Below are 26,069 nucleotides of genomic sequence, written 5' to 3' on the forward strand. Positions count from 1 at the left end.
GCTTCGGCTGCCCGGCCCGCTCGTCACTGCATCACGTCGGTTGGCAGCGTCTTGTCGAGATTGTCGTGCCACGCGAGGATGGTCTTCGGCACGGTTTTCTTCCACGCCGGCACGTTCGTGTAATAGCGCATCCTCACGTTGTTCTGCGCGTCGAACACGAGCAGCCCGATCCACAGCTCGTTACCGCGGCGCATCACGATCGCCGCGTTCGTCGTCGCGATGCCGCGCACCCAGTACGACGTCACGCGCGCGTTGAGGCCGTCGAGATCCTTCTCGTCGGCGCTGTAATTGACGTTGTCGACGAGCGTCTGGTAATCCGCGCCGAGCAACTTGTGCGCGGTCGCGTTCTGCGTCGCGTCGGCAACGACCTTGAGGCTCAGCAGGTCGGCAGCCGGCCTGGCCTGGAACTGCGACGCGGTCACATACTCGCCGCCGTAGGAGACGCCCGCGCCGGCACCGCAATCGAAATCCGCGCCGTGTTGCGCGACACCGATGCGTCCGCCCTTCCGTTCGAAGTCGAGCCGGCACTTGTCCTTGCGGTAAGTGCCGCTGTCGCCGTGCAGCACGATGTCGCCGTCGAGCCCGCCCGTATTCGCGCCGTTGTTGCCGCCCAATTCGAAATGCAGGCGCGGCGGTGTGCCGGTGAACGTCAGCACGCCGCCGAACGACGGGTTGTCGCTCGTCATGTACCACGTCTGCTGCCAGCGGTCGGCGGCCAGCGGCTTGCCGTTCAGGCTCGCGAGCCGTTCGCGGTAGCGGTCGCCCAGGCACTGCGCATCGGCGCCGCACTGGTCGCGCTGCTTGAGCCACTTCAACTGTGCGGCCTTCAGCGCGGCCGTATCGCCGCCTTTCGCGAGTGCCTGCTTCCACGCCGCCGCGAGGCCGCCGTCGAGCTTCGACAGCGCGGCGTCCCCGCAGATCGTCTTCTCGGTTGGCGAAGCGGCTTTCGCGCAGTCGAAGCCGGCGGCATGCGCGGCGGCCGGCAGCAGCGTCAGCAGCGCAGCAGCCGCGACGGCTCGCAGATGCAGGTGCGATGCACCACGGGCGGGATTCGCGGTTTGCCCGCGCGCATTCGATCGGTTCTGGATGGTCATCGGCTTGGCTCGTCGCTGGATCGCGCGCCTGTAGAAGCTACCGGCACGCAGCATTCGGGGTAGAAACACCCGGCCCGGCATGCGGCGCATGCCGTTGCTCGCCGAAGCCTAACCCGAATGCGCTACGCCGATCAATCGACGTTCGATGTCAGCGCAACCGTCGAGGCGGCCACGCTGCATTGCACGATGCCATTACGCAATGCGGCCTCCCCGGCGGCATCGATGAACCCGATGAACACCATCACCCCCTCTCCTTCGTGCGCCGACAGCCCTTCGTCTTCCATCGACGAGAAGCGGATGCGCCGCGCGGCGACCTGGCAGACGCGCGTGGCGACCGCGCCGTCCGCATCGGCCACGCGCACGATGCCCTTCGCGCGCAGGATCGTGCGCGGCAACGCCTTCAGCCACGCACGCAGCCGCGCCTTGTCGAGCACGTCCGGCGCGGCGACGGTGACGCTCGCGAACGCCGGCATCGCGCTATGTCCGATCGGCCGGTGCGCACGCACGATATCCGGCATGCTGCGGCGATCGGGCACGCCCGCGTCGAACAGCAGCGCGAGCGGAATCTCGCCATGCCGCGCGGCGACGACAATATCGGTCGGTGCACATGCTCGCACGTCGTCGAGCACCGCATCGCGCTGTGCCGGCGCAACGCAGTCGAGCTTGGTCACGACGATCGCGCCCGCACCGTCGAGCTGGCGCTGCGCCATCGCGCCGACGAGCGGATCGGCGAGCGTATCGCGCCACGCAAGCGCATCGGCAACGACGAGCACCGACGTCAGCCGGAAGGCACCGTTCAACAGCCCGATCTGCGCGATCTTCGCAGGATCGGCCACGCCGCTCGCTTCGACGAGCAGCAGGTCGGGCCGCACGTCGCGCGTCGCGACGCGCGTCAGCGCATCGACGAGCGCGCCGCCGATCGTGCAGCAGATGCAGCCGTTGTCGAGTTCGATCATGTCGTCGCCGCGCGCACGCACGAGGCGCGCATCGATGTTCACCGCACCGAAATCGTTGACGAGCACCGCGATGCGCCGGCCATGCGGCGCCTGCAGGATCGCGTTGACGAGCGTCGTCTTGCCCGCGCCGAGATAGCCGCCGATCACCGCGAGGTCGATCGGCCCGAGCGCGAGAGCAGCGGGTGCAACCTGCGTGCTCATCGCGGCGACCGGAACACGCGGCCGCCGAGCACGGTGCCCCACACCGCGAGTTCCTTCAGGCGGGCGGGCGCACATACCGACGGATCGTCGTCGAGCACCGCGAAATCCGCGAACTTGCCGATCTCGACGCTGCCGACGAGATGATCCATTCGCAACGTATACGCCGCGCCGAGCGTGATCGCATGCAGCGCATCGTCGACTGCCAGCCGCTCGCCTTCGCCCAGCACGCGCCCCGACGCCGTCTCGCGCTGCACCGCGCACCATGCGGTAAACAACGGATTCAGCGGCGTGATCGGCGCATCCGAATGCAGCGCGAACGGAATGCCGAGCCGCCGCGCGGAGCCGGCCGCATCCATCCGGTTCGCGCGATCGGGGCCGATGGTCTGGCTGTAATGCGCATCGCCCCAGTAGTACAGATGGTTCGCGAAGAAGTTCACGCACATCCCGAGCGCGCGAATGCGCTTCAACTGTGCCGCGTCCGCCATCTGGCAATGCTGCAGCGTATGGCGGTGATCGGGGCGCGGATGGCGCGCGAGCAGCGTCGCCATCGCATCGAGCGCGACGTCGGTCGCTTCGTCGCCGTTGGTATGCACGTGCAGTTGCAGCCCCGCGCGATGGAACGGCTCAAACACGTCGACGAGCTGTGCCGGCGGAATCAGCCACAGCCCGTTCGGCTGCCCGCCCGCATAACCGGGCCAGCGCACGCGCGCGGTGAAGCCCTGGATCGAGCCGTCGACGATGAACTTCACGGGCCCGAAATGCAGCTTGTCGGTATTGCGTTCGATCTCCGCGAGCACGCTGTCGGCCGAGCGCGCCGGATTGCGCTGCGGCGCGAACGCCGGCACGATCCGCACCGGATAGTCCGGATCGGCGGTGACTTCGTGCAGCGTGCGGTTGCCGTCGGCCGACAGGTCGTTGACGAGATCCGTGGCCGTCGTCACGCCCGCGAGCTGCGCGACGCGCCCGAAATTCCAGACCGCGTGCGGTTTCTCGCTCGCGGAAATCGCGAGCTTGCCGCCGATCGTCTGGTAGACCGGCAGCATCGCCGCGAACTCCTGCAACTCGCCGGTCGGGCGGCCGTCGGCGTCGCGCGTCACGCCGTCGATGTCGGTGTCCTCGTCGATGCCCCCGCGCGCGAGCATCGCGCCGTTCACGTTCATCAGGTGCACGCTCGCATGCAGGATCGCGATCGGCCGCTGCGCCGACACGCGGTCGAGTTCGTGCGCGGTCAGCCGCGCGGTGCCGAAGAAGATCGGATCGAAGCCCCACGCGAGCAGCGGCCCGTCGTCGGTCATCGCGCGCTCGGCTTCCGCGAGCCGTTCGAGCACCGCGTCGAGCGAGCGCAGCCCTGGCCAAAGCGTGCCGTCGGGGCCGCGCCGGTCGTAGTAGCCGACGTACACGGCATCCCACATCGCGCCTTCCATCAGGTGGCAATGCCCTTCGACAAGCCCCGGCATCAGCACCTTGTCGCGCAGCGTGTCGTCGGGCGTGCACGCGCCGAACCGCGCGTGCCACGTGGCGGCGTCGGCGGCATCGCCGACCGCGAGGATGCGGCCGTCGCGCACGGCGACGTGCGTGGCCGACGGCTGCGCCGGGTTCATCGTCAGGATGCGGCGCGCCGTGAACACCGTCACGGGCGCGGCCGGGATTGCGGATGCTGGCATGGGATGCGGTTCTCCTTGCGGCGGAACGCCGATGCGTCAGGATACGGCGTATTGCTTCACGGGACGGCCGTGCAGCATCACATGCACGGCCGCGACGACGAGCACGTTGACGACGAGGCACACGAGGCCGAGGTTGATGCCGCCAAAGTCGACGTGGAACATGTAGAAGATCATCGCGAGCACCTGGCCGCAGATCATCCCGGCCCCGACCGCGACGGGCCGCACCCGGCGCCCCGCGAGCAGGATCAGCACGCCCGGCAGGAACTGCGTGACGCCGTAGTACGTGGTGTTGATCAGCGTCAGCATCAGGTTCGGCGTGAGCATCGTGGTCGCGATCGACAGCAGCAGGTAGCCGACGATCACATATTTCGCCGCGCGCTTCTGGCGCGACTCGGGCAGGTTCGGCATCAGGTTGCGCGTGACGATCGGCCCGATCGCGAGACAGATGCCGGCCAGCACGAGCAGCCCCGACAGCGCGGCGCCGGCCGCGACGAGGCCGATCAGCCAGCCGGGCAGCAGGTGCGTGACGGCGGCGAAGAACGCGTCGTTCGGCGACGCGAGCGTCAGCTTCGCGGTGATCGCGTAATACGACGCGATCACGAGGAACGGATACATCAGCATGTACAGCGGCATCACGACCTGCGTGCGCCGGATCGCGTTCGGCCCGCGCGCGGTGAAGAAATTCTGCGCGGCGAACGGCATCAGGTAGAAGCCGAGCGACTGGAACAGCATCGTGCTCATCGAGAAGCGCAGCTGCGATCCGCTCATCGTGTTGCTGACCTGCCGGCTCGCGGCGTCGAACACCGGATGCACGCCGCCGACCTGCCACGCGACGGCCACGCCCGTCACGACGATCGCGAGCAGCATCAGGATGTCCTTCAGGATCGCGATATACGCCGACGCACGCACGCCGGAGATCGCGATATAGGTGAACGCGAGCGCCGCGCACACGAGGATCAGGTACAGCGGCTCGACGTGCCAGCCGAGCCCCTTCAGCGCCGCGACGAGCCCGGTGAACTGCAACTGCCCCCATGGGATCAGGAACAGGATCGATGCGCACGCAACGACAAGCTCGAGCCCGCGGCTGCGGTAGTGGCCCTTGAACAGGTCGGGCAGCGTGATCGCGTTGTGGCGCTTGCCGGCCTCCCAGATCTTCGGGCCGACGAAATAGCCGATCGGGTAGGCGAGCAGGATGTAGCCGAGGAACCACACGCCGTAGGTCGGCCCTTTCGCGTAGATGCCGCCGGGGAAGCCGACCATCGTGCCGATGCTGTAGATCTCGCCGGCGGTCAGGAAGAACACGAGCGCCGTGCCGAACTGGCGCGACGCGACGAAGAAGTCATGCACGCTCTGCTGGCCGCGGCCGCGGCCGGACCGGATGGCGAGATAGAGCGACAGCGCGATCAGCGCGGCGAAGACGACCGTGGACATGCGCACCTCTGCGAAGGAAAGGAATGCGTAGGGTTCGCCGGAAAGCGCGGGCGGCCGGCAGTCCGCAGGAAACGGATGCGTGCGCTAGGCGGCGCCGCTCGCGCGGCGGTCGAACAGCATCCAGCACGCGAACAGGCAGCCGGACGTCAGCACGAACCACGCGAAGATCCACATGAAGATGAACGGCACACCCAGCACGTAGCGATCCTGCGCGGCCGCCCAGGGCAGCACGCCGATCACGCCGAGATACGGAATACCGATGCCGATCAGGTACCTGAGCATGCGTGTCTCCTCGAAAGCGGGTTCGTGCGAAAGGGGTGTACGCGGCGGCGACCGATGTCGCCTGGTCGACATCCGGCGTCGAATCCAGTATTCGAAGACAAAAAGACGCGGGATAGTGCCAGACGCGAGTAATCGCTTGGGCCAGTGGTCCACTGCCCGGCGCGGTCCGGTGCTGCCCGGTCAACGCGGCAACGCGGCAACGATCGAAGCGGCAACGCGACCTCGCTCCGTCGCGGCCAACGCCCACCGGCCATGACCCGAGCCGGCGTCAGCCGTCGACCGGCATCAGCTCGTAACTCGTGCTCCGGCCGCCGGACGACGAACGGCGCAGCACGCCGTGCTCGACGAGCTCCGTGATGTCCCGCAGCGCGGTGTCTTGCGAGCACTTCGCCAGCGCCGCCCACTTGGTGGAAGTCAGCTTCCCCTCGAAGCCGTCGAGTAGGCGATTCATGACCTTCACCTGGCGTTCGTTCATCGCGAAACCGGCACGGCGTTGCCAGAAGCGCGCTTTCACCAGCACCGCGTCGAGCGTCGTGTGCGCATGATCGATGGCCCGGCCGAGCGCGGTCAGGAACCACGCGAGCCATTCCGTGACGTCGAGCGAGCCGCGCTGCGTCCGCTCCAGCACGTCGTAATACGCGTTGCGCTCGCGCTGGATTTGCGCGGACAGGCTGTAGAAGCGCTGCGGACTGCGGTCGGCGCGCGCGAGGACCAGATCCCCGAGCGCGCGCGCAATCCGGCCGTTGCCGTCGTCGAACGGATGGAGCGTGACGAACCACAGGTGAGCGAGGCCGGCCCGGATCAGCAAGGGCTCGACCGGTGCGGCATTGAGCCACGCGAGAAAGCGCGCGATCTCGCCGGCGAGGCGCGCGGCGGGCGGCGCCTCGAAATGCACGCGCTGCCGGCCGATCGGACCGGACACGACCTGCATCGGCCCGGTGGCGTCGGTGCGCCAGCCGCCGACCGTGATCCGCGACATCCCCGAGTAGCCGGTCGGAAACAGCGCCGCATGCCACCCGAACAGACGGGCGTCCGTGACCGGCGCCGCCGCATGGGTCGTCGCATCCAGCACCATGTCGACCACGCCCTCGACGTGACGATCGACCGGCGCCAGCGCGCCGATATCGACCCCGAGCCGGCGCGCGATCGACGACCGGACCGACGCCACGTTCAGGCTTTCACCCTCGATGGCGCTCGTCTTGACGACGTCTTCCGTCAGCGCGGCCAGACTGGCCTCGTCGCGCAACGCCAGGCCGACATCCGCCAGCCGCCCGGCCAGCATGCCTTGCGCACGACTGACGTCGGCGAGTGGCGTCGCCAGTGCAGGGAGGTCGAAGCGCCACGTGGGCCAGTCGGCCGACTCCCAGATGCAGGTGTAATCTCCGCTCATGATGCGGAGATTATCCCACCGATTCACCGCATGACTCAATATTCTCCGCACATTCTGCGGAGAATGGCACCCGCATTCCCCGCAACCCCGTCCGTTACCGCGCCCGCCCGGCTCCGCCCTTCCCCGCCGGCGCAGCCTCGCCGAGCCGTTCCGCGAGAAACCCGATGAACGTGCGCAGCGTGACGAACCCTTCCCGATGCTGCGGAAACACCGCATTGAGCGTGATCGGCGACGGCGCATACGCGTCGAGCACCGGCACGAGCGCGCCGCTGTCGAGCGCCGCGCCGACGATGAAATCCGGCAGCAGCGCGATGCCGAGCCCCGCGATCGCCGCGTCGCGCACCACTTCGCCGTTGTTCGCGACGAGCGGCCCCTGCACGTCGAACGTGCGCGCCACGCCGTCGACGCGAAATTCCCAGCCGATGCGCCGCTCGCGACCGTACAGCACGCACGTATGGCTGGCGAGATCGGCCGGCGTCTGCGGCGTGCCCTGCCGCTTCAGGTAGGCGGGGCTCGCACACGCGATCATCCGCCACGCGCCGAGCGGGCGCGCGATCAGCGTCGAATCCTCGAGCGAGCCGATCCGCAGCACGAGATCGAAGCCCTCGCCGATCAGGTCGACGCGCCGGTCGGTCAGGTCGAGGTTCAGCCGCACGGCCGGGTGCGCGGACAGGAATGCGGCGATCAGCGGCGACACGTGCGTGATCCCGAACGACAGCGGCGCGCTGATTTTCAGCGACCCGTGCAGCTCGGTGCTGCGCACCGACATCGCCTGCTCGGCGTCGGCGATCTCCGCGAGGATCCGCTGCGCGCGCGCATAGAACTCCTGCCCCGATTCGGTCACCGCGAGGTTGCGCGTGTTCCGGTGCAGCAGCCGCACGCCGAGCGACGCCTCCAGCGCCATCGTGCGCCGGCTGACGAACTGCTTGGACAGCATCAGCTGGTCGGCCGCCGCCGTGAAGCTGCCCGCATCGACCGTCGCGACGAAGATCCTGAGATCGTTGAGTTCCATATTGTCCACTCCATAGCGACAGTCATTATCTCTACAGCCATTTATTTGTCAAATCGATTGACCTAAGATTCATCTCAACGAACGGCCGGGCTCACTTCCGAGGTCCGGCGTCTTGAGGAACAAAAATCATGATCGAAACCCGTGCAGCAAACCAACGTGGCCGTGCGGAGCATGGCTGGCTCAGCTCCCGTCATACGTTTTCGTTCGCGAATTACTACGATCCGAAGCAAGTCGGCTTCTCCGACCTGCTGGTGATCAACGACGACCGCGTCGCACCGGGCCGCGGCTTCGGCACGCACCCGCACCGCGACATGGAAATCCTGTCGTACGTGCTCGACGGCGCGCTGGAACACAAGGACTCGATGGGCACCGGTTCGGTGATCGTGCCGGGCGACGTGCAGCTGATGAGCGCGGGCACCGGCGTGCGCCACAGCGAGTTCAACCACTCGCCGGAACTGCCGGTCCACTTCCTGCAGATCTGGGTCGGGCCGGCCGAAAAGGGTGCCGAGCCGCGTTATCAGCAGACGAACGTCACGGCCGACGACAAGCGCGGCAAGCTCGCGCTCGTCGTCTCACCGAACGGCGACGCCGGTTCGCTGAAGATCCGGCAGGACACGCGGATCTACGCGGGCCTGTTCGACGGCGCTGAACGCGCGACGCTGGAACTGGCGCCGAACCGCTTTGCTTACGTGCACGTGGCACGCGGCAGCGTGACGGTCAACGGCGTGACGCTCGGCGAAGGCGACGGCGTGCGCATTCGCGACGAACAGGCGCTGACGTTCGCCGACGGGAAGGATGCCGAAGTGCTGGTGTTCGACCTGCGTCCGGTCGAAGTAACGGCCGAGTGGGCATAAAGCCCGTTCGGGAAACCGGGCCCCGCTGAACGCGGGGCCCTTTTAATCGGAGATTCGCAACATGGCCAAGGTACTCGTTCTTTACTACTCGTCCTACGGGCACGTCGAAACGATGGCGCAGCACATCGCGGAAGGCGCGCAATCGGTGGCGGGCGTCGAGGTCACGCTCAAGCGCGTGCCGGAAACGATCCCCGCCGACCAGGCCCGCGCGATCGGCGTGAAGGTCGACCAGGCTGCACCGGTCGCGACGGTGGACGAGCTCGCCGACTACGATGCGATCATCTTCGGCACGCCGACCCGCTTCGGCAACATGGCCGGCCAGATGCGCACGTTCCTCGACCAGACCGGCGGCCTGTGGATGAAGGGTGCGCTCGTCGGCAAGATCGGCAGCGTGTTCGCGTCGACCGGCACGCAGCACGGCGGCCAGGAAACGACGATCACGTCGTTCCACACGACGCTGCTCCACCACGGGATGGTGATCGTGGGCGTGCCGTATGCGTGCAGCGGCCTCGTCAACATGAACGAAATCACCGGCGGCACGCCGTACGGCGCGACCACGCTCGCGGGCGCGGACGGCAGCCGCCAGCCGAGCGCGAACGAGCTCGACATCGCGCGCTACCAGGGCAAGCACGTCGCGGAACTCGCGAGCAAGCTCGCGTCGTAACGCGCCGGCCTGGCAGTTCGGGCAGCCCCGCGCACGCGCGAACGGCGCCGGTCGATCCGGCGCCGTTTGCGCTGTGCCCCGACCCGGCCGTTACTGCCCCGACGCCGGCGCGGCCGGCGCCGCCTTCGTCGCGGGCGCCTTCTGCGCGGCGTTCTGCGGATAGTTGCTCTGGTCGTTGGTCAGCCGGTAGCCGCTGCCCGTTCCGATCGCCTTCAGGTCCGACGCGTGCCGCGCCCGGGCGGCCTTGCGGGCGGCCTTCTTCTGCGCCTTGTCGAGCTGCTTCTGCGTCGGCGCGGACGCCGGATCCTGCGCGTATGCCGCCGGCGCGGCGGTCAACAGCAGACCGAACGACGCCGTTACTGCTACTGCCACTGAAACCACGCGAGACTGCTTCATGGCCGGATCTCCTTGTCGATTGTTGATAATGGGTCGGACACCGGCGCGCACACGATCGCTTGCGACATCGGCGCCGTTGCAACGTTAGCCGATCAGTATTCAGTTGTCCGTGTGCGTTCCTGAATTCTCCTGATAACGGCAACGATACGTACACACCGCGCACGCCGCCGTTCCGGCGCCTCGCCTGCGCCATCAGGGAAACCGATAACCCGGCCTGGCCCGGCCGGCGCTCAGACCCAGCGCGACAGCACCGGCAGCAGGATCGGCACGACGAAGGCCGTCAGCACGCCGTTCAGCCCCATCCCGAGCCCGGCGAACGCGCCGGCCTCCTCGCTGACCTGAAACGCGCGCGCGGTGCCGATCCCGTGCGACGCGACGCCGAGCGCAAACCCGCGCACGGCCGGTTCGTCGACGCGCAGTGCGTTGAGGATTCCGCGCGCGCACACGGCCCCGAAGATTCCGGTCGAGATCACGAGCACGGCGGTGAGCGACGGAATCCCGCCGATTTCCGCCGCGACGGCCATCGCGATCGGCGTCGTCGCCGATTTTGGCGCGAGCGACGCGATCGTCTGGTGCGACGCGCCGAACAGCGCCGCGATGCCGACCGCCGACACGATCGCGGTCAGCGAACCCGCGAGCAGGCCGACCAGCAGCGGCACCGCGGCGCGGCGCAGCTTCGACCACTGGCGGTACAGCGGCAGCGCGAGCGCGACGGTCGCGGGGCCGAGCAGGAAGTGGACGAACTGCGCACCTTCGAAATATGTCGGGTACGGCGTATGCGTGATCGTCAGCAGCACGACGATCAGCGCAACCGCGATCAGCACCGGGTTCGCGAGCGGGTTGAAGCGCGCCCGCGCGTAGACGGCCTGCGCGAGCAAATAGGCGATCAGCGTGATGGTCAGGCCCAGCAACGGGCTCGCGGCGAGATAGACCCAGATCGCGCCGAGCTTCGGGAAGGCCGTCATTGCGTACCCTCCGCCGCGCCGCCCGCACGCCGCTGGCGGCGAAGCAGCGCACGCGTGACGAGCGCCGTCACGGCGATCGCGAGCGTGGTGCTGACGGCCAGCGCGACGACGACCGCGACCGCATCGCCGCGCACGCGGTCGGCCGACACCATGATGCCGACGCCGGCCGGCACGAACAGCAGCGACAGGTGCCGCAGCAACTCGAGCGCGGTCGGCTCGATCGCGTCGGCCACCTGCGGGCGCAGCATCACGAAGCCGAACAGCAGCAACATGCCGATCACGGGGCCCGGCACCGGCAGGCCGAACAGATAGGACACGCCTTCCCCGAGACACTGGAAGGTCAGCAAGACCGCGAACGCCTGCAGCATGAAACGCTTCTCCCGAACGTGGCTGCGCTGCCGTGCGGCCGCGCGACCGATGGCCGGCGGATGGCCGCGCCGGCGTGGACGATACGCGCGATCGTACCAACAATGCCCGCGGGGCGGGGCGCCAGCGCGTACGACGCGAGCGGCCAACGCCACGATGTGCAGCACAGCGCGAAGCCGGCGATGCGGCGCGGTTCGCGAAGGGGAACGTGTTGCTGAACTGGGACGGAAATCGCGGAAGGTCGCGGTGTGCGGTGTGCGGTGTGCAGGCCGGCCCATTCGCCCGGCTTGCCCGCGGCATGCAACAAAGGCGGGCATTTGCCCGCCGCTTCGTCATCCGCACCCGCGCCGCCCCACCCCCACTGCCGCAGGGATAGCGCGAGTGCGAACCCGCCGCGTTACTTCAGCCGCGTCGCGATCTCGTTCGCCATCGCCTTCGTCGCGGCCTTCGTTGGCGCATCCGTGGCCAGTGCGTTCAGCAGGCCGAAATCGTGGATCGTGCCATCGTAACGCGTGGTCGTTGCCTCGACACCGGCCGCATCGAGCTTGCGGCCATACGCTTCGCCTTCGTCACGCAGCACGTCGAACTGCGCGACCTGGATCAGCGCGGGCGGCAGGCCCTTCAGCTGCGCGGTGCTCGCGCGCAGCGGCGACGCGTAGATCTCGTTGCGTTGCGCTTCGTTCTTCGTATAGGCGTCCCAGAACCACTTCATCAGCGGCCGCGTCAGGAAATGACCCTCCTGGTATGCGTTGTACGAACCCGTGTTGAAGTTGTGGTCGGTGACCGGCCACATCAGCCCCTGGAAGCGGATCGCGGGGCCGCCCTTGTCCTTCGCCATCAGCGCCACCACGGCCGCCATGTTCCCGCCGACGCTGTTGCCGACCACCGCGAGGCGGCTGCCGTCGACACCGATCTCCGCGCCATGCGCGGCCACCCACTTCGTTGCCGCATATGCCTGGTTGATCGCGACCGGGTAATGCGCTTCCGGCGACGGCGTGTAGTTCACGAACACCGCGACGGCGCCCGATTGCACGACGAGGTCGCGCACGAGGCGCTCGTGCGTCGGGAAATCTCCGAGCACCCAGCCGCCGCCGTGAATGAACATGAACACCGGCAGCGCGCCCGTCGCGCCTTGCGGGCGGACGATCGTGACCGGCACGGACAAGCCGTCCTGTTCGATCGTGCGGTTCGACACGTCGATGCCCGACAGGTCGACCTTCGTGCCGTTCTGCGCGTCGACCAGCACCTGGCGCGCCTTCGCGGGGCTCAGCGTTTCGAGGCCCGGGCCTTTCTGGCCGTTCAGCGCGGCGAGGAACGCGCTCGTCGTCGCATCGGGCCGGACGGCTTCGGCGCCGGCGGCGAACGCGGTGGTCGTGGCGGACAGTGCGGCGGCGACGGCGGCAGCGATCAGCAGCGGCTTGACGATCTTCATGATGTAACTCCTTGGCTCAACCTGTGAATGACGATGTGACGATTAATTATTCGGAATGCGTACGATCAGGCGAGCGTGAGCGTGACGTCGATGTTGCCGCGCGTCGCGTTCGAGTACGGACACACGAGGTGCGCGCGGTCGATCAGCGTTTGCGCGACATCGCGATCGAGGCCCGGCAGCGAGATCTTCAGTTCGACTTCGATGCCGAAGCCGTTCGGGATCGCGCCGATGCCGACGCTGCCTTCGATCGCGGCGTCCGCGGGGATCGCGATCTTGTCGCGCGCCGCGACGAACTTCATCGCGCCGATGAAGCACGCGCTGTAGCCGGCGGCGAACAGTTGCTCGGGGTTCGCGCCCGCACCGCCCGCGCCGCCGAGTTCGCGCGGCGTGGTCAGCTTCAGGTCGAGGCCGCTTTCGGGCACCGTCGCACGGCCGTCACGGCCGCCGGTGGCTTTTGCATGGGCGCGGTACAGCACTTTTTCGATCGACATGACAGACTCCTTTTTCAGCAAATGAATGAAACAGCCTTCGAACCGGGAACCGCGTGCCGGCGGCTTCTTCGCCGGCTTCGCATTTGTTTATCTACTCATAGATAGATAAACATCCCCAAAAAATGCAGAGGATCGATTCCTCTGCGCCAGCCATCTATCTACTACATGATAGATAACAAGATTCAATAAAAGGGCGGCGAACCGCCCCACCGCTCGCGCGCCGCCCGTCAGGGCCGCGCTTTCCAGACGGCCTCGACATCCTCGAGACGCGCCCGCGTATGAAACAGCCGGCTGGCCAGCACGCTGCCCTGGAACGCCGCGTACAGCGTGCGCGCCGCCGTGTCCGGCTCGCCGCTGAACTGCAGCGTGCCTTCCTTCGCGCCTTGCGCCAGCAATTCTGCGAGCCAGCGCTCGTTGGCCGTGAAGAACGCCTGCACCGCCTGCCGAACGTTCTCCGGCAGCGTTTCGATGTCGGACGCGAGCATCCCGCACAGGCAGATCAGGTTGCCGTCTCCCAGCGTGCGGCCGAACATCTTCGTGTACAGGCTCAGCTTCACGTCGGCCGGCAGCGCCGGATCGATCGCCCGCACGTCCGCGAGGACTTCGTCGCTGTAGGCCGCCACCGCTTCCAGTACCAGATCGTCCTTCGACGGGAAGTAGTAGTGGATGCTCGACGTCTTCACGCCCACCAAGTCGGACAAGTCTCGATAGCTGAAGCCGTTGTAACCGCGCTGCATCATCAGCGTGATCGCGTGGTCGAGAATCTGTTCGCGGACGGTCGGTTTCGTTTCCATGGAGTGAACTTTATCTACTCATAGATAGACAGTCAAGGGGTTTTTTAAGGGCGCGATGCGCGATCTGCCCGCGCTCGCCGCCCAATCCGCGCAACCGGTTCGGATCGCGCCCGAACCCGGCGCGCGTCGAACCGGCGCCGCCACGTTTACTGCGGCTTCAACTTCCGCTGAATGATCGTCCGCAGCATCGCCCGGTGCGCGCGCGGCTTGAACCCCGGCTCGAACACGACGCGCCCGGCCGCGCCTTCCGCGAGCGCGAGCAGCCAGGTCGCGACGAGATCGGGCTTCAGGCTGCCGTCGATCTCCCCTTGCGCGACGCCGCGCTTGATCAGCGCAACCAGGCGTCCTTTCACCTGCGCCTCGTTCACTGCGAACAGCGCGGCGACATCCGGATTGCGCGTTGCCTCCGCCGCGGTCTCGACGCTGATGCGCGCATAGACGGGATCGCTCGACGATTCCATCCATGCCAGCGCAATCTCCTCGATCGCGGTCAGCGCATTGTCGGCGTCCGCATGCCGCGCGAACCGGTCGGCCATCTCGCGCTGATCCTCCTGCGCGACTGCGTCGATGGTCGCCGCCTTCGTCGGGAAATAGTGGAACAGGTTGCCGGGGCTCACGCCGGCCGCCTTGCAGATCGCGGCCGTGGAAACCGGCCTGCAGCCGGATCGAATCGATGCGACACTGGCCGCCGAGCGACGCGCCAACGACGCGATCTTCGGCCAGGCGGACGTGCCGGCCGATCCGCGCCTACGCCCGGACATCGAGCCGCGCCGCTTCGGCTTCATCGCGCGCAACTACCTGGAAGACGCATCACAGGCGCTCGCGACGATGCAGGGGCCGGTGCTGGCCGTGTGGGGCGCGCAGGATCGCAATGTCGACCCGGTGGACGAGGCGAACACGTACACGCATGCGTTCGCGAACCGGCCCGACCGGCGCGTGGTGGTCGTGCCCGGTGCGACGCATGCGCTGCTGCGCGTCGGCTGGTTCGACTACCAGCTCGAGTCCGACTGGCCGACGTGGAAGCAGTGGCTGTACACGGTGCTCGGGCGCGATGCCTATGCACCGGGCACGCTCGGGCCGATCGAAGCGTGGATCCGGGCGCAGTGAACACGTGTGCAACACGGCGTCGCCTTCGAAGGCGTCGCGCATGAAACGGGCAATACGGGCCGCGCCGGCTGGCGTGGCCGCATCAAGGAGAGGTTTCAATGTTTTCGTGGTTTGAACGGCGCCTGCCGACTTTCCCGCTCGAAGATCCCGCCACGCCGCCGAAGGGATTCTTCTCGTTCGTCTGGGCGTGCACGAAAGGCGCGCGCAGCTGGGTCCTGCTGATCGCGCTGACGTCGGCCGCGCTGGCCGCGTACGAAGCCGCACTGTTCGCGATGATGGGCCGCGTGGTCGACTGGCTCGCGTCCGCGACGCCGGCTGAGTTCGGCGGCCGGCACTTCGGCACGCTCGCCGGTTTCGCGGCGATCCTCGCCGGGAGTACGCTACTGATCGCGCTGCATACGATGGTCAAGCACCAGGTGCTCGCGATCAACTTCCCGATGCGGCTGCGCTGGCTGTTTCACCGGCTGATGCTCGACCAGAGCCTGTCGTTCTACGCGAACGAGTTCGCCGGCCGCGTGACGACCAAGATCATGCAGACCGCGCTCGCGGTGCGCGATGCGCTGTTCATGTCGGTCGACGTCGTGATCGGCGTCGCCGCGTACCTGATCGGCATCCTCGCGCTCGCGGCCAGCTTCGACTGGCGGCTGATGATCCCGCTCGCGCTGTGGGCGCTCGGCTACGGCCTGGCGTGCGCGTATTTCGTGCCGCGCCTCGGTGCCGTCGGCAGCCGCCAGGCCGATGCGCGCGCGCTGATGACGGGCCGCATCACCGACGCGTATTCGAACATCACGACCGTGAAGCTGTTCTCGCACACGCGGCGCGAAGCCGACCATGCGCGCCGCGCGATGGAGGCGTTCAAGGCGACCGGCGACGCGCAGATGCGGCTCGTCAGCGCGTTCGAGGTCGTCAATCACCTGCTGTCGACGCTGCTGCTGGTCGGCTCGACCGGCCTCGCGCTGGTTCTGTGGATGCACGGCGAGGCAAGCGCGGGCGTCGTCGCGGCGGTGATCGCGATGGCGCTGCGCCTGTCGAGCTATTCGCACTGGATCATGTGGGAAATGACCGAGCTGTTCGAGAACGTCGGCACGATCCAGGACGGCATCAACACGCTGACGAAGGTGCACAGCGTGGTCGACGCGCCCGACGCGAAGCCGCTTGCGGTGCAGCGCGGCGGGATCGTGTTCGACAACGTGCAGTTCGCGCACGAGGACAACGATCGCGCGGTGTTCGACGGGCTGAACCTGACGATCCGGCCCGGCGAGCGGATCGGCCTGATCGGCCGCTCGGGCGCCGGCAAGTCGACGCTCGTGAACCTGCTGCTGCGCTTCTACGACGTGGGCGGCGGCACGATCCGGATCGACGGGCAGGACATCGCGCACGTGACGCAGGACAGCCTGCGCGCTGCGATCGGGATGGTCACGCAGGATACGTCGCTGCTGCACCGGACGATGCGCGAGAACCTGCTGTACGGGCGCCCCGACGCGACCGAGCGCGAGATGCGCGACGCGGCCGTGCGCGCGGAAGCGTCCGAGTTCATCGACCGGCTGCGCGACCGCCACGGACGCAGCGGCTATGACGTCGAGGTCGGCGAACGCGGCGTGAAGCTGTCGGGCGGCCAGCGGCAGCGCGTCGCGATCGCGCGCGTGATGCTCAAGGACGCGCCGATCCTCGTGCTCGACGAAGCAACCAGCGCGCTCGATTCCGAGGTCGAAGTCGCGATCCAGCGCAGCCTCGACGGCCTGATGCACGGCAAGACGGTAATCGCGATCGCGCACCGGCTGTCGACCATCGCGGCGATGGACCGGCTGATCGTGCTCGACGAAGGGCGCATCGTCGAGGAAGGCACGCATCAGCAGCTGCTGCAGGCCGGCGGCATCTATGCGGCGCTGTGGGCGCACCAGAGCGGCGGATTCCTCGGTGAAACGGCGGATGTGGAGAAGGCGGAGCAGTAGGCGGAACCGCTGTGGCAACATGGCGGCTCAGCGATCGGCGGCGATTTCGGCCGCGGTCGCTTTCCTGCCGGCCGGGTGCCGTCGCCCAGCGTCCTGTCGCCCGACGCAGATCCAGGGAGCCCCTATGACCACGCAACCGGATATCGCCACCGCGCTCGACGCGCCCGATTCGGTGCTCGACGAAGACGAGCGGCGATTCGTGAACCAGATTCGCCAGCACGGGTGGTTCCGCACGGAAGTGTTCGCGGAAGGGAGCGAACCCGGGTTCTCGTTCACGACCGGGCTGTGGGTCAACCACGGTTTTCCGGAAATCATCGTGTTCTCGTTGCCGGCACGCATCGTCCATGACGTGCTGTGGGACATCTACCGGATGGTCGCGGCCGGCACGCCGCCTCCGGTCGGCGAAGTCACGGCATCCGTGTACAGCAACGCGAACGCGCTCCTCATGCCGGTCGAACAAGCACACTACGAAGCCCATCTCGGCTGGAACCGCTGGTTCTACGGCAACGACGCCTTTCCCTGCGTCCAGCTGCTGTGGCCCGACCGCGACGGGATCTTCCCGTGGCAGCCGGAAGCGGACGACGCGTTGAATGCCGCACAGCCGCGCCTGTTCGTATCGGGCGGCGATCGACGCTGACCTGGGCACCGGATCGCGCGGCACGCCGCCAGCGTGCCGCGCCGTTCAAGATTACAACCGCACGATCGTCGACTTCAGCTCGGTGTACTTGTCGAGCGCATGCAGCGACTTGTCGCGACCGTTGCCCGACTGCTTGTAACCGCCGAACGGGAAGTTCAGGTCGTCGCTGCCGTCGCCGTAGCAGTTGACCCACACGGTGCCCGCGCGCAGCCGCCTCGCCACGGCATGCGCGGTCGAGAGATCGGCCGACCAGACGGCCGCGGCCAGCCCGTAGTCCGTGTCGTTGGCGATCCGCACGGCCTCGTCGACATCGTCGAACACGATCACCGACAGCACGGGCCCGAAAATCTCCTCGCGCGCGATCTTCGCATCGGGCTTCACCTCGAACACGGTCGGCTCGACGTAGAACCCGCCCGTCTCCTCGCGTACGCGTGCGCCGCCTGTCACGAGGCGACCTTCGTCGCGACCGGCACCGATATACCCCATCACACGATCGAGCTGCATGCGATCGACGATCGCCCCCATCGTCACCGACGGATCGAGCGGATGCCCGGGTGCGAAGCGCCGCGACGCGTCGACCAGCTTCGCGACGAATGCGTCCCTGATGTCGCGATGCACGAGCAGGCGCGAGCCGGCCGTGCACACTTCGCCCATGTTGAAGAAAATCGCGTCGGCGGCCGCCTGCGCGGCGCGGTCGAGATCGGGGCAATCGCGCAGCACGATGTTCGGCGACTTGCCGCCGAGTTCGAGCCACACGCGCTTCAGGTTCGACTGCGCGGCGCACGCCATGATCTGCTGCCCCGTACGCGTCGACCCCGTAAACGCGATGCAGTCGACGTCGCGATGCAGCGCGAGCGCCCTGCCCGGCTCCGCACCGCCCGGCACGACGCTGAACACGCCGGGCGGCATGCCGGCGTCGCACGCGAGCTGCGCGACGCGGAGCGCGGTGAGCGGCGATTTCTCCGACGGCTTGAGCACGACGCTGTTGCCGGCCGCGAGCGCCGGCGCAAATTTCCAGGCGGCCATCAGCAGCGGGAAATTCCACGGCACGACGGCCGCGACGACGCCGATCGGCTCGCGTGTGACGAGCCCGACCAGGTGATGGTCGACCGGCGCGACTTCGCCGCCGACCTTGTCGATCGCTTCCGCATACCAGTCGACGCAATGCGCGGCGGCCGGCACGTCGATCGCCGTGGTATCGGCGATCGGCTTGCCGGTGTCGAGCGTCTCGAGCAGCGCGAGCTCGTCGAGGTGCTCGCGCATCAGCGCGGCCCAGCGCTGCAGCACCGCCTTGCGGGCGCGCGGGCTCATGCCGGCCCAGCGCCGCGCGTCGAACGCGCGGCGTGCGGCCGCCACCGCGAGGTCGACGTCGTCGGCGCCGCAATCGGCCACGTGCGCGAGCACGCAACCGTCGATGGGGCTCACGCAGGCGAAGGTCGCGCCGGTTTGCGCGTGGCGCGCCTCGCCGTCGATGAACGCTCGCCCCTCGATCCGCAGCACGGCCGCGCGGGCTTGCCAGTCTTCGAATGTCGATTGATTCATGCGTTTCCTCGTGAAAGATTGCGCATCACGACCCGGTGACCGGATCGATCGGCGTAAAGATGCCCGCACGCGCCTCGATCGCTTCGCCTGCTGCGAGACACAGTGCTTCCTGAAAGCGTCCGGCGACGAGCTGCACGCCGGTCGGCACGCCATCGCGGATACCGGTCGGCACCGACAGCCCCGGCAGCCCGAGCAGCGCGGTCGCGAGCAGCGGCCCCTGCCGGTCGACGATCGCGCGCATCGCGTCGTCGCCGTGCTGGTCGGCGTCGATCGCGAACGGCTGCGCGCACGACACCGGCATCAGCAGCAGCGGATAGCGCACGAAGAATTGCTGCCAGTCGCGCAGCAGCGCGGTACGCCGCGCCAGGCCGTTCATGTAGCCCTCGAGATCCAGCGGCGTCGCGAGATGGCGCTGGCTCGCGAACGCGGTACGGATCGCCGCGTCGCCGTGCTGCATGATCACGTCGCCGAGGCCGCTGCGCGCTTCGTTGGTCACCAGGTCCAGCCACAGTTCGCACGCTTCGGCGATCCGCGGCGGCTCCGCTTCCTCGACGATGCAGCCGGCCTCCTCGAGCCAGCGCGCGGCCTGCCGGATCGCGTCGACCACCACCGGATCGGACGGCACGCCCGGCAGCGTCGGGCACACGGCCACGCGCGCGGGGAACACGGCTTCCTGGGCATTCGGCGCGACCGGCATCCACCATGCGTCGCGCGCGTCGCCTGCCGCCATCGCACCGAGCGCGAGCCGCAGATCGCCGACCGTGCGCGCGAGCGGCCCCTGGACGGATGCGAGCTGAACCGCGAGCGTGCGGTCCTTCGACTGCGTTGCGTTGTACGCCGGCACGCGCCCGGTGCTGGGCCGCAGCCCGGCGACGCCGCACGCGTAGGCCGGGTAGCGGATCGAGCCGCCCAGGTCGTTGCCGTGCGCGATCGCGCCGATACCGGCCGCCACGGCCGCGGCGGCACCGCCGCTGGAACCGCCCGGCGTCAGCGACGGGTCCCACGGATTCGACGTGCGGCCGTGCACGTCGTTGTCGGTGAACCAGCGATACGAAAACGCCGGCGCATTGCTGCGCCCGATCACGATCGCGCCGGCCTTGCGCAGGTTCGCAGTCACCGGGCTGTCCTCCTTTGCGACGAGGTCGGAAAACGCGCGCACGCCGTTGGTCGTCGCGTATCCAGCCGTGTCGACGTTGATCTTCACGGTCACCGGCACGCCGTGCAGCGGGCCGACCGGTGCGCCACACGCGATCGCGGCATCGGCATCGGACGCGGCCCGCAACGCGCTGTCGGCCATCACGTCGACGATCGCGTTGATGACGGGGTTCACCGTTTCAAGCCGCTGCAGGCAGCTGCGCGTGAGTTCGGTGGCAGACACGTCTCGACGCGCGACGCGCTCGGCCATCTCGGCTGCACTGAGACGCCACAATTCCTGGGTCATGGGTTGCTCCTCGTTGATCTCGATGGTTGTCCTGAACCGGCGCGCGTTACGCGCCCGGCTGTTCGGCCTGCGGTGCGTGCGACGCATAGATCTTGCGGCATGTTTCGACGACTTCCCACGTGCCGCGAAAACCCGGCGGGATCACGAACCGGTCGCCCGCGCGCAACACGCGCTCGCGGCCGTCCGCGTCGCGCACGATCGCGACGCCGCTCAGCATCTCGCAATACTCCGACTCGTCATACTCGATCGTCCAGCGGCCGGGCGTGCACTCCCAGAACCCGCAGCTGAACTGCCCGCACGGGCTGATGTAGTGATGCGACAGCGTCTGCAGCGGATTGCCGTCGAGCAGCAGCCCGCTGGGCACGCGGCTCTGCGTGAGCTTCGCCGGTGCCCGCATCAGGTCGACGAGATGCGTGATGTTGGTCATAAGTGCCTCCAGGGCATGAGTGGTTCGAAACGTTTCGGTGCCGCGCGGACGGGCGAGCCGCCCCGCGCGGGTCAGAGCAGGTCCATCATCCGGTGCCAGGTCATCGCGAGCGCCAGCATCGGCGTGCGCAGCACGCGCCCGCCCGGAAAGTCGCGATGGCGAATCCGGCCGAACAGGTCGAAGCGCGTGGCCTGCGCATCGATCGCTTCCGCGATCAGCCGCCCCGCGAGGCCCGTCACGTTGACGCCGTGCCCGGAAAAGCCCTGCGCGAAATACACGGTCGGCTCGAGCCGGCCGAAATGCGGCGCGCGATTCATCGTTGCGTCGATCAGGCCGCCCCACGCGTAGTCGATCCGCACGTCAGCCAGCTGCGGGAACGTCTTCAGCATGTCGCGCCGCATCGCGGCCGCGAGGTCGCGCGGCGTGTTCGTCGAGCTGCTTGCCTTGCCGCCCCACAGCAGCCGGCGGTCGCGCGTCAGCCGGAAATAGTCGAGCGCCGCATTGCAGTCGCTGATCGCCGCATCGGCCGGCATCGTCTCGGCCGCGCGCGCGTCGCCGAGCGGCTCCGTTGCGATCAGGTAGGTCGCGACGGGGATGATCTTGCGCGCGACCGACGGCGCCAGCTGCCCGAGATACGCATTGCACGCCAGCACGACATGGCGGGCATCCACGTGCCCGCGCGCGCACCGGACGCGGTGGTACGGCGCGGCGCGATCGAGCGCGAGCGCGGGCGTGTCCTCGTGGATCGTCACGCCGGCTTCGCGCGCCGCCCGTGCAAGGCCGAGCGTGTAGTTCAGCGGATGCAGGTGGCCGCTGCCTTCGTAGCGGAGGCCGCCGACGTAACGGTCCGATGCGACGAAGCGATGCATGTCGGCGCGCTCGACGAATTCGTAGCCGCGATAGCCGAAGCGGCGCGCCGCGGCATCGCGCCACGCGCGCAGCGCGTCGAGATGGCGCGGCTTGTTCGCGGCGGTCAGGTAGCCGAAGGTCAGGTCGCAATCGATGCCGTGCCGCTCGACCCGCTGCCTGACGAGGTCGATCGACTCCAGCCCCATCGCCCATACGCGCCGCACGTCGTCTTCCGGCAGATGGGCCGAGAACGTATCGATGTCGCACGAGTACCCGGCGATCAGCTGGCCGCCGTTGCGCCCGCTTGCGCCCCAGCCGATCTTCGACGCCTCGACGAGCACGACCGAATGGCCGCGCTCGGCAAGATCGAGCGCCGCTGACAGGCCGGTCAGCCCGCCGCCGATCACGCATACGTCGGCGCTCACGGCCCCGTCGAGCGCCGCATGGCGCTCCCGGTCGTTGGCCGTCGCTGCATAGTACGACTGAACATGTTGCTGGTTCTTGAACTTGAGCATAGGTGAGACTCGCGAACGGCGTCGCGTCAGAACGCGTAGATGAGTTGGGTCGCGAGCAGGTCGTTCGACTTCGCATACGACCCGTCGTGACGCAGGAAAACCTTGTTGCTCGCCCAGTCGTGCCGGTATTCGACCTTCACCGTCACCTGCTGGGTCGGGTAGAACAGCAGGTCGAACGCCGCCGCCTGCCGCGTCGCGCCCTTGCAGTCGAATCCGACGCCGCCGTTCGCCTTCGACTGCGCGAGGCAATCCGCGTCGATGCCGAAGCCGTTGTTCGGATCCATCCCGTTGCCGTTCAGGCCGATCGACGACCCGCCCCCGCCGTTCTTCCGGTTCACGAGCAGGTCGTAGCGCAGCGTCGCGCCCATGCGGCCGACCACCGGCGCGTTGAACTTGCGGTGCGCGAGCAGCGACAGCCCGAACCACTGCGCGAGCCCGCCGTTGAACGCGCCGTGCTGCTGCTGGCCGTAGTCGAGTTCCGCGTTGTACTGCGCGTCGGCCACCGTGTAGGTCGCATCGGCTTCGCCGAAGAAGAACGCGCCGTACGCGCTCGGCGCATTGCCGCCGACGCCGTAGCGCACGTTGCCGGTCGCCGGATCGACGGCGCTCGGCAGCGTCTGGCGGCCGACGTTGATCGAGCCGCCGAGGTCGAGCGCGCTGCCGTGCATGTAGTCGACGCGCGCGGTGAAGGTCGGCACCTTGTTGCTCGTCGTGATCGGGTCGCCGAGCGCGTTGACGCCCGTCTGCGTGACCGCGCCCGCGCTGCGGAACTGCTCGTTGCCGACGAAGAACTTCCACGCCCAGTGGCCGTCCGCGCTCTGGTAGTTGATGCCCGCGCCGATCGACGAGCCCGGGTCGGAGAAGTCGTACAGCAGGTTATGCGTGAGCGTGAGCATCTGGCTCGACTGCTGGTACTCGTAGCCGCCGAAGCCGAGCACGAGCCCGCCGACGAGCGACGTCGTCCCCGACAGCGGCACCGTGACGATCGCCGTGTTCACGATATCGAGCCCGCTCGCGCCGCTGCCCGTCATCATCGACAGGCCCGCGCCGCGGTTCGGCATCAGCGTGATTTCCGCGGACGGTGCGGTCGGGCCGACACCGAACGTCTTCTTGATGTCGAGGAATACGTCGCCGAACGTGCTGTTGTAGTAGGTGTACGCGTTCTCGTGGTTCGCGAACTGGAACGACGACGTGCCCGCGCCCCGGTTGTACACGTAGGTCGGGTCGAGGTAGCCCGTCACCGACAGCCCCGCGATCGGGCCCGTGCGCGCGGCATCCGTCAGCGAATCGACCTTCAGTTGCTGGTTCGCGACCTGCTGCCGGATTTCCGACACGTCGTCGTTGGTCAGCACGGCGGGCGCCTGTCCGTAGCCGGGTGCGGACGGGTCGGCCACCGCGCCGTTCGCCGCGTTCGCCGCGTTCGCCGCGTTCGACGCGTTCGACGCGTTCGACGCGTTCGACACATTAGACGCAGCCGGTGCGGCCGAAGGCTTCGCGGCGAGCTGCGATTGCAGCGCGCTCATCTGCCGTTGCAGCACCGCGATCTGCTGCTGCAGCGTCCGGATCTGGTCGGTGCTCGCGTTCGCCGCAGCCAGCCCCGGCAGCGCTCCGGCGATCAGCGCGCAGAGCATCTTCTTTTTCATGGAATGTCTCCTGGTCGTTCGTCACTTCGTGGGATGCGGGATGCGGTCGTGCAGCGGCGGCGCGGCCGGCTGGCGCGCGGGCGGCAGGACGGACGGCGACGCGGGGGGGACGGATACCTCGGGCCCGGATGACGCCCGCCACGTACGCGCGTCGCGCGCCTGCCGCCGCTCGCGGGACAGCATTGCGCGATTCACGACGACGACGCCGATCGTCACCACCGTGATGAACACCGTGGCGAGCGCATTCATCTCCGGGTTGAGCCCGAGCCGCACGCGCGAGAACACGACGAGCGGCAGCGTCGTCGACCCGGGGCCCGACAGGAACGCGGACAGGATCACGTCGTCGATCGACACCGTGAACGCGAGCAGCCAGCCGGACACCAGCGCCTGCGCGATCAGCGGCAGCGTGATCACGAAGAACACCTTCCACGGCCGCGCGCCAAGATCCAGCGCGGCTTCCTCGATCGAGCGATCGAGTTCCTTCACGCGCGACTGCACGATCACCGCGACGAACGACAGGCACAGCATCACGTGGCCGACCCAGATCGTCAGCCAGCCACGCCCGGCGGGCCAGCCGAAGGTCTGCTGCATCGCGACGAACAGCAGCAGCAGCGAGATGCCCTGGATCACTTCCGGAATCACCAGCGGCGCGTTGATCATCGCGGCATACAGCGTGAAGCCGCGAAAGCGCCCCATGCGGGCGAGCACGAAGCCGGCCCAGGTGCCGATCGCGACCGACGCGGTCGCCGTCAGCAGCGCGATCTTCAGCGACAGCCACGCGGCCGCGAGCAGTTCGCCGTCGTGCAATAACGCGCCGTACCACTTCAGCGAGAAGCCCGACCACACCGTCACCAGCTTCGACGCGTTGAACGAGTACACGACCAGGCTGACGATCGGGATGTACAGGAACAGGAAGCCCGCGCCCAGCACGCACGCGGACAGGATGCGATTCGCTCGGGTCATGGCCTGGCCTCCGCTTCGGTCTGGCTGTAATGGAGCAGCGCCATCGGCACGAGCAGCAGCAGCACCATCGTCACCGTCACCGCGGACGCCATCGGCCAGTCCATGTTGTTGAAGAACTCGTCCCACATCACGCGGCCGAGCATCAGCGTGTTCGCGCCGCCGAGCAGCTCGGGGATCACGTATTCGCCCACCGCCGGGATGAACACGAGCAGGCTGCCCGCGACGATACCGTTGCGCGACAGCGGCAGCGTGATGCGCCAGAACGCGGACCACGGCGTTGCGCCGAGATCGTTCGCGGCCTCGAGCAGCGTGAGATCCATCTTCACGAGGTGCGCGTACAGCGGCATCACCATGAACGGCAGGTACGAATAGACCATCCCGATGTAGACGCCCGCGTCGGTGTGATACAGGCGCAGCGGTGTCGCGATTACGCCGAGCGCTGCGAGCACGTGGTTCAGCAGGCCGTCGTCCTTCATGATCCCGACCCATGCGTAGACGCGGATCAGGAACGACGTCCAGAACGGCAGCATCACGGCCATCATCAGCAGGTTGCGGCGCGCCGGCGCCGCACGCGCGATGCAGTACGCGATCGGATAGCCGGCCAGCAGGCACATCAGCGTCGACGCGGCGGCCATTTTCAGCGAGCTGACGTAGGTGTTCAGGTAAAGGTCGTCCTGCAGCAGCAGCGCGTAATGCTTCAGCGACAGCACGACCTGCACGGTGCCCGCCTCCAGCCGCGCGAGTGCGGTGTACGGCGGGATGCCGAGCATCGGGTCGGCGAAGCTGATCTTCAGCACCAGCACGAACGGCAGCGCGAAGAACACCGCGAGCCACAGGAACGGCACGCCGATCGCGACGCTGCGGCCCGACGGCAAGAAGCGCGACAGCGCGGCGAAGCGGCCCGGGCGGGCGCGGCCCGCGCCGGCGCTCGCGGCGCCGGTCGACACCGGCGTGGAGGGCGTGGAAGCAGAGGTTCTCATCGCGTCGCCCTCATTGCGTCA

At 68.1% G+C, this 26,069-nt stretch carries 25 protein-coding genes and 1 pseudogene; 5 read left to right on the top strand and 21 right to left on the bottom strand.

Annotated features, from left to right (window positions below):
- Nucleotides 1-23: 23 nt before the first annotated feature.
- The 7 genes from B7G54_RS18200 to B7G54_RS18230 all read right to left on the bottom strand — a co-directional run bounded on the left by B7G54_RS18200 (nt 24) and on the right by B7G54_RS18230 (nt 8,030).
- Nucleotides 24-1,094, bottom strand: a complete 1,071-nt coding sequence (locus B7G54_RS18200; RefSeq protein ID WP_244289373.1) for a lysozyme inhibitor LprI family protein — start codon at nt 1,092-1,094, stop codon at nt 24-26.
- Nucleotides 1,095-1,225: 131 nt separating this feature from the next.
- Nucleotides 1,226-2,251 (bottom strand): CobW family GTP-binding protein, encoded by a 1,026-nt coding sequence (locus tag B7G54_RS18205; RefSeq protein WP_085040320.1) that lies wholly within the window; start codon nt 2,249-2,251, stop codon nt 1,226-1,228.
- Nucleotides 2,248-3,915: an amidohydrolase gene (locus tag B7G54_RS18210; protein WP_085040321.1), complete on the bottom strand. Its 1,668-nt coding sequence runs from the start codon at nt 3,913-3,915 to the stop codon at nt 2,248-2,250. Before B7G54_RS18210 ends, B7G54_RS18205 begins: the two co-directional genes overlap by 4 nt.
- A 36-nt stretch (nt 3,916-3,951) precedes the next feature.
- The gene (locus B7G54_RS18215) at nt 3,952-5,346 is read right to left on the bottom strand and encodes a sodium:solute symporter family protein (protein WP_085040322.1); all 1,395 of its coding nucleotides are present in this window, start codon (nt 5,344-5,346) and stop codon (nt 3,952-3,954) included.
- A gap of 84 nt (nt 5,347-5,430) precedes the next feature.
- Entirely contained in the window at nt 5,431-5,628 is a 198-nt protein-coding gene (locus tag B7G54_RS18220; RefSeq protein WP_085040323.1) for a DUF3311 domain-containing protein, read from the bottom strand.
- 268 nt (nt 5,629-5,896) lie between these two features.
- Nucleotides 5,897-7,018, bottom strand: coding sequence for a Fic family protein (locus B7G54_RS18225; protein WP_208864963.1), 1,122 nt, complete (start codon nt 7,016-7,018; stop codon nt 5,897-5,899).
- A gap of 94 nt (nt 7,019-7,112) precedes the next feature.
- The gene (locus B7G54_RS18230) at nt 7,113-8,030 is read right to left on the bottom strand and encodes a LysR family transcriptional regulator (protein ID WP_085040324.1); all 918 of its coding nucleotides are present in this window, start codon (nt 8,028-8,030) and stop codon (nt 7,113-7,115) included.
- A 128-nt stretch (nt 8,031-8,158) separates the two neighbouring features.
- On the opposite strand from B7G54_RS18230, the gene B7G54_RS18235 reads away from it, so the two are divergent.
- Complete coding sequence (locus tag B7G54_RS18235; RefSeq protein ID WP_085040325.1) at nt 8,159-8,884, top strand: pirin family protein; 726 nt, start codon at nt 8,159-8,161, stop codon at nt 8,882-8,884.
- Nucleotides 8,885-8,945: 61 nt separating this feature from the next.
- Nucleotides 8,946-9,548, top strand: coding sequence for an NAD(P)H:quinone oxidoreductase (gene wrbA, locus B7G54_RS18240; RefSeq protein WP_085040326.1), 603 nt, complete (start codon nt 8,946-8,948; stop codon nt 9,546-9,548).
- 90 nt (nt 9,549-9,638) lie between these two features.
- Here the strand turns inward: wrbA and B7G54_RS18245 are convergent, their stop codons facing one another.
- From B7G54_RS18245 to B7G54_RS18275, 7 genes are all read right to left on the bottom strand, one after another.
- Nucleotides 9,639-9,944 carry a hypothetical protein gene (locus B7G54_RS18245; protein WP_069249854.1) on the bottom strand — a complete coding sequence of 102 codons (306 nt, stop codon included), beginning with the start codon at nt 9,942-9,944 and terminating at the stop codon, nt 9,639-9,641.
- A 230-nt stretch (nt 9,945-10,174) separates the two neighbouring features.
- A complete protein-coding gene (locus B7G54_RS18250) occupies nt 10,175-10,909 on the bottom strand; it encodes an LrgB family protein (RefSeq protein ID WP_085040327.1) in 735 nt (244 codons plus the stop codon).
- Nucleotides 10,906-11,277, bottom strand: a complete 372-nt coding sequence (locus B7G54_RS18255; protein WP_069249856.1) for a CidA/LrgA family protein — start codon at nt 11,275-11,277, stop codon at nt 10,906-10,908. Before B7G54_RS18255 ends, B7G54_RS18250 begins: the two co-directional genes overlap by 4 nt.
- 395 nt (nt 11,278-11,672) lie before the next feature.
- Nucleotides 11,673-12,707, bottom strand: a complete 1,035-nt coding sequence (locus B7G54_RS18260; protein ID WP_085040328.1) for an alpha/beta hydrolase — start codon at nt 12,705-12,707, stop codon at nt 11,673-11,675.
- A 65-nt stretch (nt 12,708-12,772) separates the two neighbouring features.
- The gene (locus tag B7G54_RS18265; protein ID WP_085040329.1) at nt 12,773-13,198 is read right to left on the bottom strand and encodes an organic hydroperoxide resistance protein; all 426 of its coding nucleotides are present in this window, start codon (nt 13,196-13,198) and stop codon (nt 12,773-12,775) included.
- A 227-nt stretch (nt 13,199-13,425) separates the two neighbouring features.
- Complete coding sequence (locus B7G54_RS18270; protein WP_085040330.1) at nt 13,426-13,992, bottom strand: TetR/AcrR family transcriptional regulator; 567 nt, start codon at nt 13,990-13,992, stop codon at nt 13,426-13,428.
- A 146-nt stretch (nt 13,993-14,138) separates the two neighbouring features.
- Nucleotides 14,139-14,753, bottom strand: a complete 615-nt coding sequence (locus B7G54_RS18275) for a TetR/AcrR family transcriptional regulator (protein WP_085040331.1) — start codon at nt 14,751-14,753, stop codon at nt 14,139-14,141.
- Here B7G54_RS18275 and B7G54_RS18280 point away from each other — a divergent pair.
- The 3 genes and pseudogenes from B7G54_RS18280 to B7G54_RS18290 form a co-directional block, all read left to right on the top strand.
- A pseudogene (locus tag B7G54_RS18280) lies at nt 14,641-15,099 on the top strand (alpha/beta fold hydrolase); the annotation flags it as partial. The gene B7G54_RS18275 and the pseudogene B7G54_RS18280 sit on opposite strands and share 113 nt — an antisense overlap.
- A gap of 98 nt (nt 15,100-15,197) precedes the next feature.
- Complete coding sequence (locus B7G54_RS18285; RefSeq protein ID WP_085040332.1) at nt 15,198-17,051, top strand: ABC transporter ATP-binding protein; 1,854 nt, start codon at nt 15,198-15,200, stop codon at nt 17,049-17,051.
- 124 nt (nt 17,052-17,175) lie between these two features.
- Complete coding sequence (locus tag B7G54_RS18290) at nt 17,176-17,688, top strand: DUF4262 domain-containing protein (RefSeq protein ID WP_085040333.1); 513 nt, start codon at nt 17,176-17,178, stop codon at nt 17,686-17,688.
- A gap of 51 nt (nt 17,689-17,739) precedes the next feature.
- Here the strand turns inward: B7G54_RS18290 and B7G54_RS18295 are convergent, their stop codons facing one another.
- The 7 genes from B7G54_RS18295 to B7G54_RS18325 all read right to left on the bottom strand — a co-directional run bounded on the left by B7G54_RS18295 (nt 17,740) and on the right by B7G54_RS18325 (nt 26,048).
- Nucleotides 17,740-19,230, bottom strand: coding sequence for an aldehyde dehydrogenase (locus tag B7G54_RS18295; protein WP_085040334.1), 1,491 nt, complete (start codon nt 19,228-19,230; stop codon nt 17,740-17,742).
- A gap of 25 nt (nt 19,231-19,255) precedes the next feature.
- Nucleotides 19,256-20,671 carry an amidase family protein gene (locus B7G54_RS18300; protein ID WP_085040335.1) on the bottom strand — a complete coding sequence of 472 codons (1,416 nt, stop codon included), beginning with the start codon at nt 20,669-20,671 and terminating at the stop codon, nt 19,256-19,258.
- Between the two features lie 46 nt (nt 20,672-20,717).
- Entirely contained in the window at nt 20,718-21,098 is a 381-nt protein-coding gene (locus tag B7G54_RS18305; protein WP_085040336.1) for a cupin domain-containing protein, read from the bottom strand.
- 71 nt (nt 21,099-21,169) lie between these two features.
- Nucleotides 21,170-22,462 (bottom strand): NAD(P)/FAD-dependent oxidoreductase, encoded by a 1,293-nt coding sequence (locus B7G54_RS18310; protein ID WP_085040337.1) that lies wholly within the window; start codon nt 22,460-22,462, stop codon nt 21,170-21,172.
- A gap of 26 nt (nt 22,463-22,488) precedes the next feature.
- Nucleotides 22,489-24,105, bottom strand: a complete 1,617-nt coding sequence (locus tag B7G54_RS18315; protein WP_085040338.1) for a DUF3138 family protein — start codon at nt 24,103-24,105, stop codon at nt 22,489-22,491.
- Nucleotides 24,106-24,126: 21 nt separating this feature from the next.
- Entirely contained in the window at nt 24,127-25,068 is a 942-nt protein-coding gene (locus B7G54_RS18320) for an ABC transporter permease subunit (RefSeq protein ID WP_085040339.1), read from the bottom strand.
- Nucleotides 25,065-26,048, bottom strand: a complete 984-nt coding sequence (locus tag B7G54_RS18325) for an ABC transporter permease subunit (RefSeq protein ID WP_085040340.1) — start codon at nt 26,046-26,048, stop codon at nt 25,065-25,067. The genes B7G54_RS18320 and B7G54_RS18325 overlap by 4 nt, the downstream gene beginning before the upstream one ends.
- Between the last annotated feature and the right edge of the window lie 21 nt (nt 26,049-26,069).

This window comes from Burkholderia puraquae, assembly GCF_002099195.1.
In the GTDB taxonomy this organism is placed as follows: domain Bacteria; phylum Pseudomonadota; class Gammaproteobacteria; order Burkholderiales; family Burkholderiaceae; genus Burkholderia; species Burkholderia puraquae.

Excerpts from the sequence above, each read along its gene's own strand:
- B7G54_RS18210 (WP_085040321.1), bottom strand. The coding sequence starts at position 3,915 with ATGCCAGCATCCGCAATCCCGGCCGCGCCCGTGACGGTGTTCACGGCG.
- B7G54_RS18230 (WP_085040324.1), bottom strand. The coding sequence starts at position 8,030 with ATGGAACTCAACGATCTCAGGATCTTCGTCGCGACGGTCGATGCGGGC.
- B7G54_RS18260 (WP_085040328.1), bottom strand. The coding sequence starts at position 12,707 with ATGAAGATCGTCAAGCCGCTGCTGATCGCTGCCGCCGTCGCCGCCGCA.
- B7G54_RS18220 (WP_085040323.1), bottom strand. The coding sequence starts at position 5,628 with ATGCTCAGGTACCTGATCGGCATCGGTATTCCGTATCTCGGCGTGATC.
- B7G54_RS18290 (WP_085040333.1), top strand. The coding sequence starts at position 17,176 with ATGACCACGCAACCGGATATCGCCACCGCGCTCGACGCGCCCGATTCG.
- B7G54_RS18215 (WP_085040322.1), bottom strand. The coding sequence starts at position 5,346 with ATGTCCACGGTCGTCTTCGCCGCGCTGATCGCGCTGTCGCTCTATCTC.
- B7G54_RS18205 (WP_085040320.1), bottom strand. The coding sequence starts at position 2,251 with ATGAGCACGCAGGTTGCACCCGCTGCTCTCGCGCTCGGGCCGATCGAC.
- B7G54_RS18295 (WP_085040334.1), bottom strand. The coding sequence starts at position 19,230 with ATGAATCAATCGACATTCGAAGACTGGCAAGCCCGCGCGGCCGTGCTG.
- B7G54_RS18320 (WP_085040339.1), bottom strand. The coding sequence starts at position 25,068 with ATGACCCGAGCGAATCGCATCCTGTCCGCGTGCGTGCTGGGCGCGGGC.
- B7G54_RS18270 (WP_085040330.1), bottom strand. The coding sequence starts at position 13,992 with ATGGAAACGAAACCGACCGTCCGCGAACAGATTCTCGACCACGCGATC.
- B7G54_RS18315 (WP_085040338.1), bottom strand. The coding sequence starts at position 24,105 with ATGAAAAAGAAGATGCTCTGCGCGCTGATCGCCGGAGCGCTGCCGGGG.
- B7G54_RS18200 (WP_244289373.1), bottom strand. The coding sequence starts at position 1,094 with ATGACCATCCAGAACCGATCGAATGCGCGCGGGCAAACCGCGAATCCC.
- B7G54_RS18245 (WP_069249854.1), bottom strand. The coding sequence starts at position 9,944 with ATGAAGCAGTCTCGCGTGGTTTCAGTGGCAGTAGCAGTAACGGCGTCG.
- B7G54_RS18225 (WP_208864963.1), bottom strand. The coding sequence starts at position 7,018 with ATGAGCGGAGATTACACCTGCATCTGGGAGTCGGCCGACTGGCCCACG.
- B7G54_RS18255 (WP_069249856.1), bottom strand. The coding sequence starts at position 11,277 with ATGCTGCAGGCGTTCGCGGTCTTGCTGACCTTCCAGTGTCTCGGGGAA.
- B7G54_RS18305 (WP_085040336.1), bottom strand. The coding sequence starts at position 21,098 with ATGACCAACATCACGCATCTCGTCGACCTGATGCGGGCACCGGCGAAG.
- B7G54_RS18235 (WP_085040325.1), top strand. The coding sequence starts at position 8,159 with ATGATCGAAACCCGTGCAGCAAACCAACGTGGCCGTGCGGAGCATGGC.
- B7G54_RS18250 (WP_085040327.1), bottom strand. The coding sequence starts at position 10,909 with ATGACGGCCTTCCCGAAGCTCGGCGCGATCTGGGTCTATCTCGCCGCG.
- B7G54_RS18325 (WP_085040340.1), bottom strand. The coding sequence starts at position 26,048 with ATGAGAACCTCTGCTTCCACGCCCTCCACGCCGGTGTCGACCGGCGCC.
- B7G54_RS18275 (WP_085040331.1), bottom strand. The coding sequence starts at position 14,753 with ATGTCCGGGCGTAGGCGCGGATCGGCCGGCACGTCCGCCTGGCCGAAG.
- B7G54_RS18300 (WP_085040335.1), bottom strand. The coding sequence starts at position 20,671 with ATGACCCAGGAATTGTGGCGTCTCAGTGCAGCCGAGATGGCCGAGCGC.
- B7G54_RS18265 (WP_085040329.1), bottom strand. The coding sequence starts at position 13,198 with ATGTCGATCGAAAAAGTGCTGTACCGCGCCCATGCAAAAGCCACCGGC.
- B7G54_RS18310 (WP_085040337.1), bottom strand. The coding sequence starts at position 22,462 with ATGCTCAAGTTCAAGAACCAGCAACATGTTCAGTCGTACTATGCAGCG.
- wrbA (WP_085040326.1), top strand. The coding sequence starts at position 8,946 with ATGGCCAAGGTACTCGTTCTTTACTACTCGTCCTACGGGCACGTCGAA.
- B7G54_RS18285 (WP_085040332.1), top strand. The coding sequence starts at position 15,198 with ATGTTTTCGTGGTTTGAACGGCGCCTGCCGACTTTCCCGCTCGAAGAT.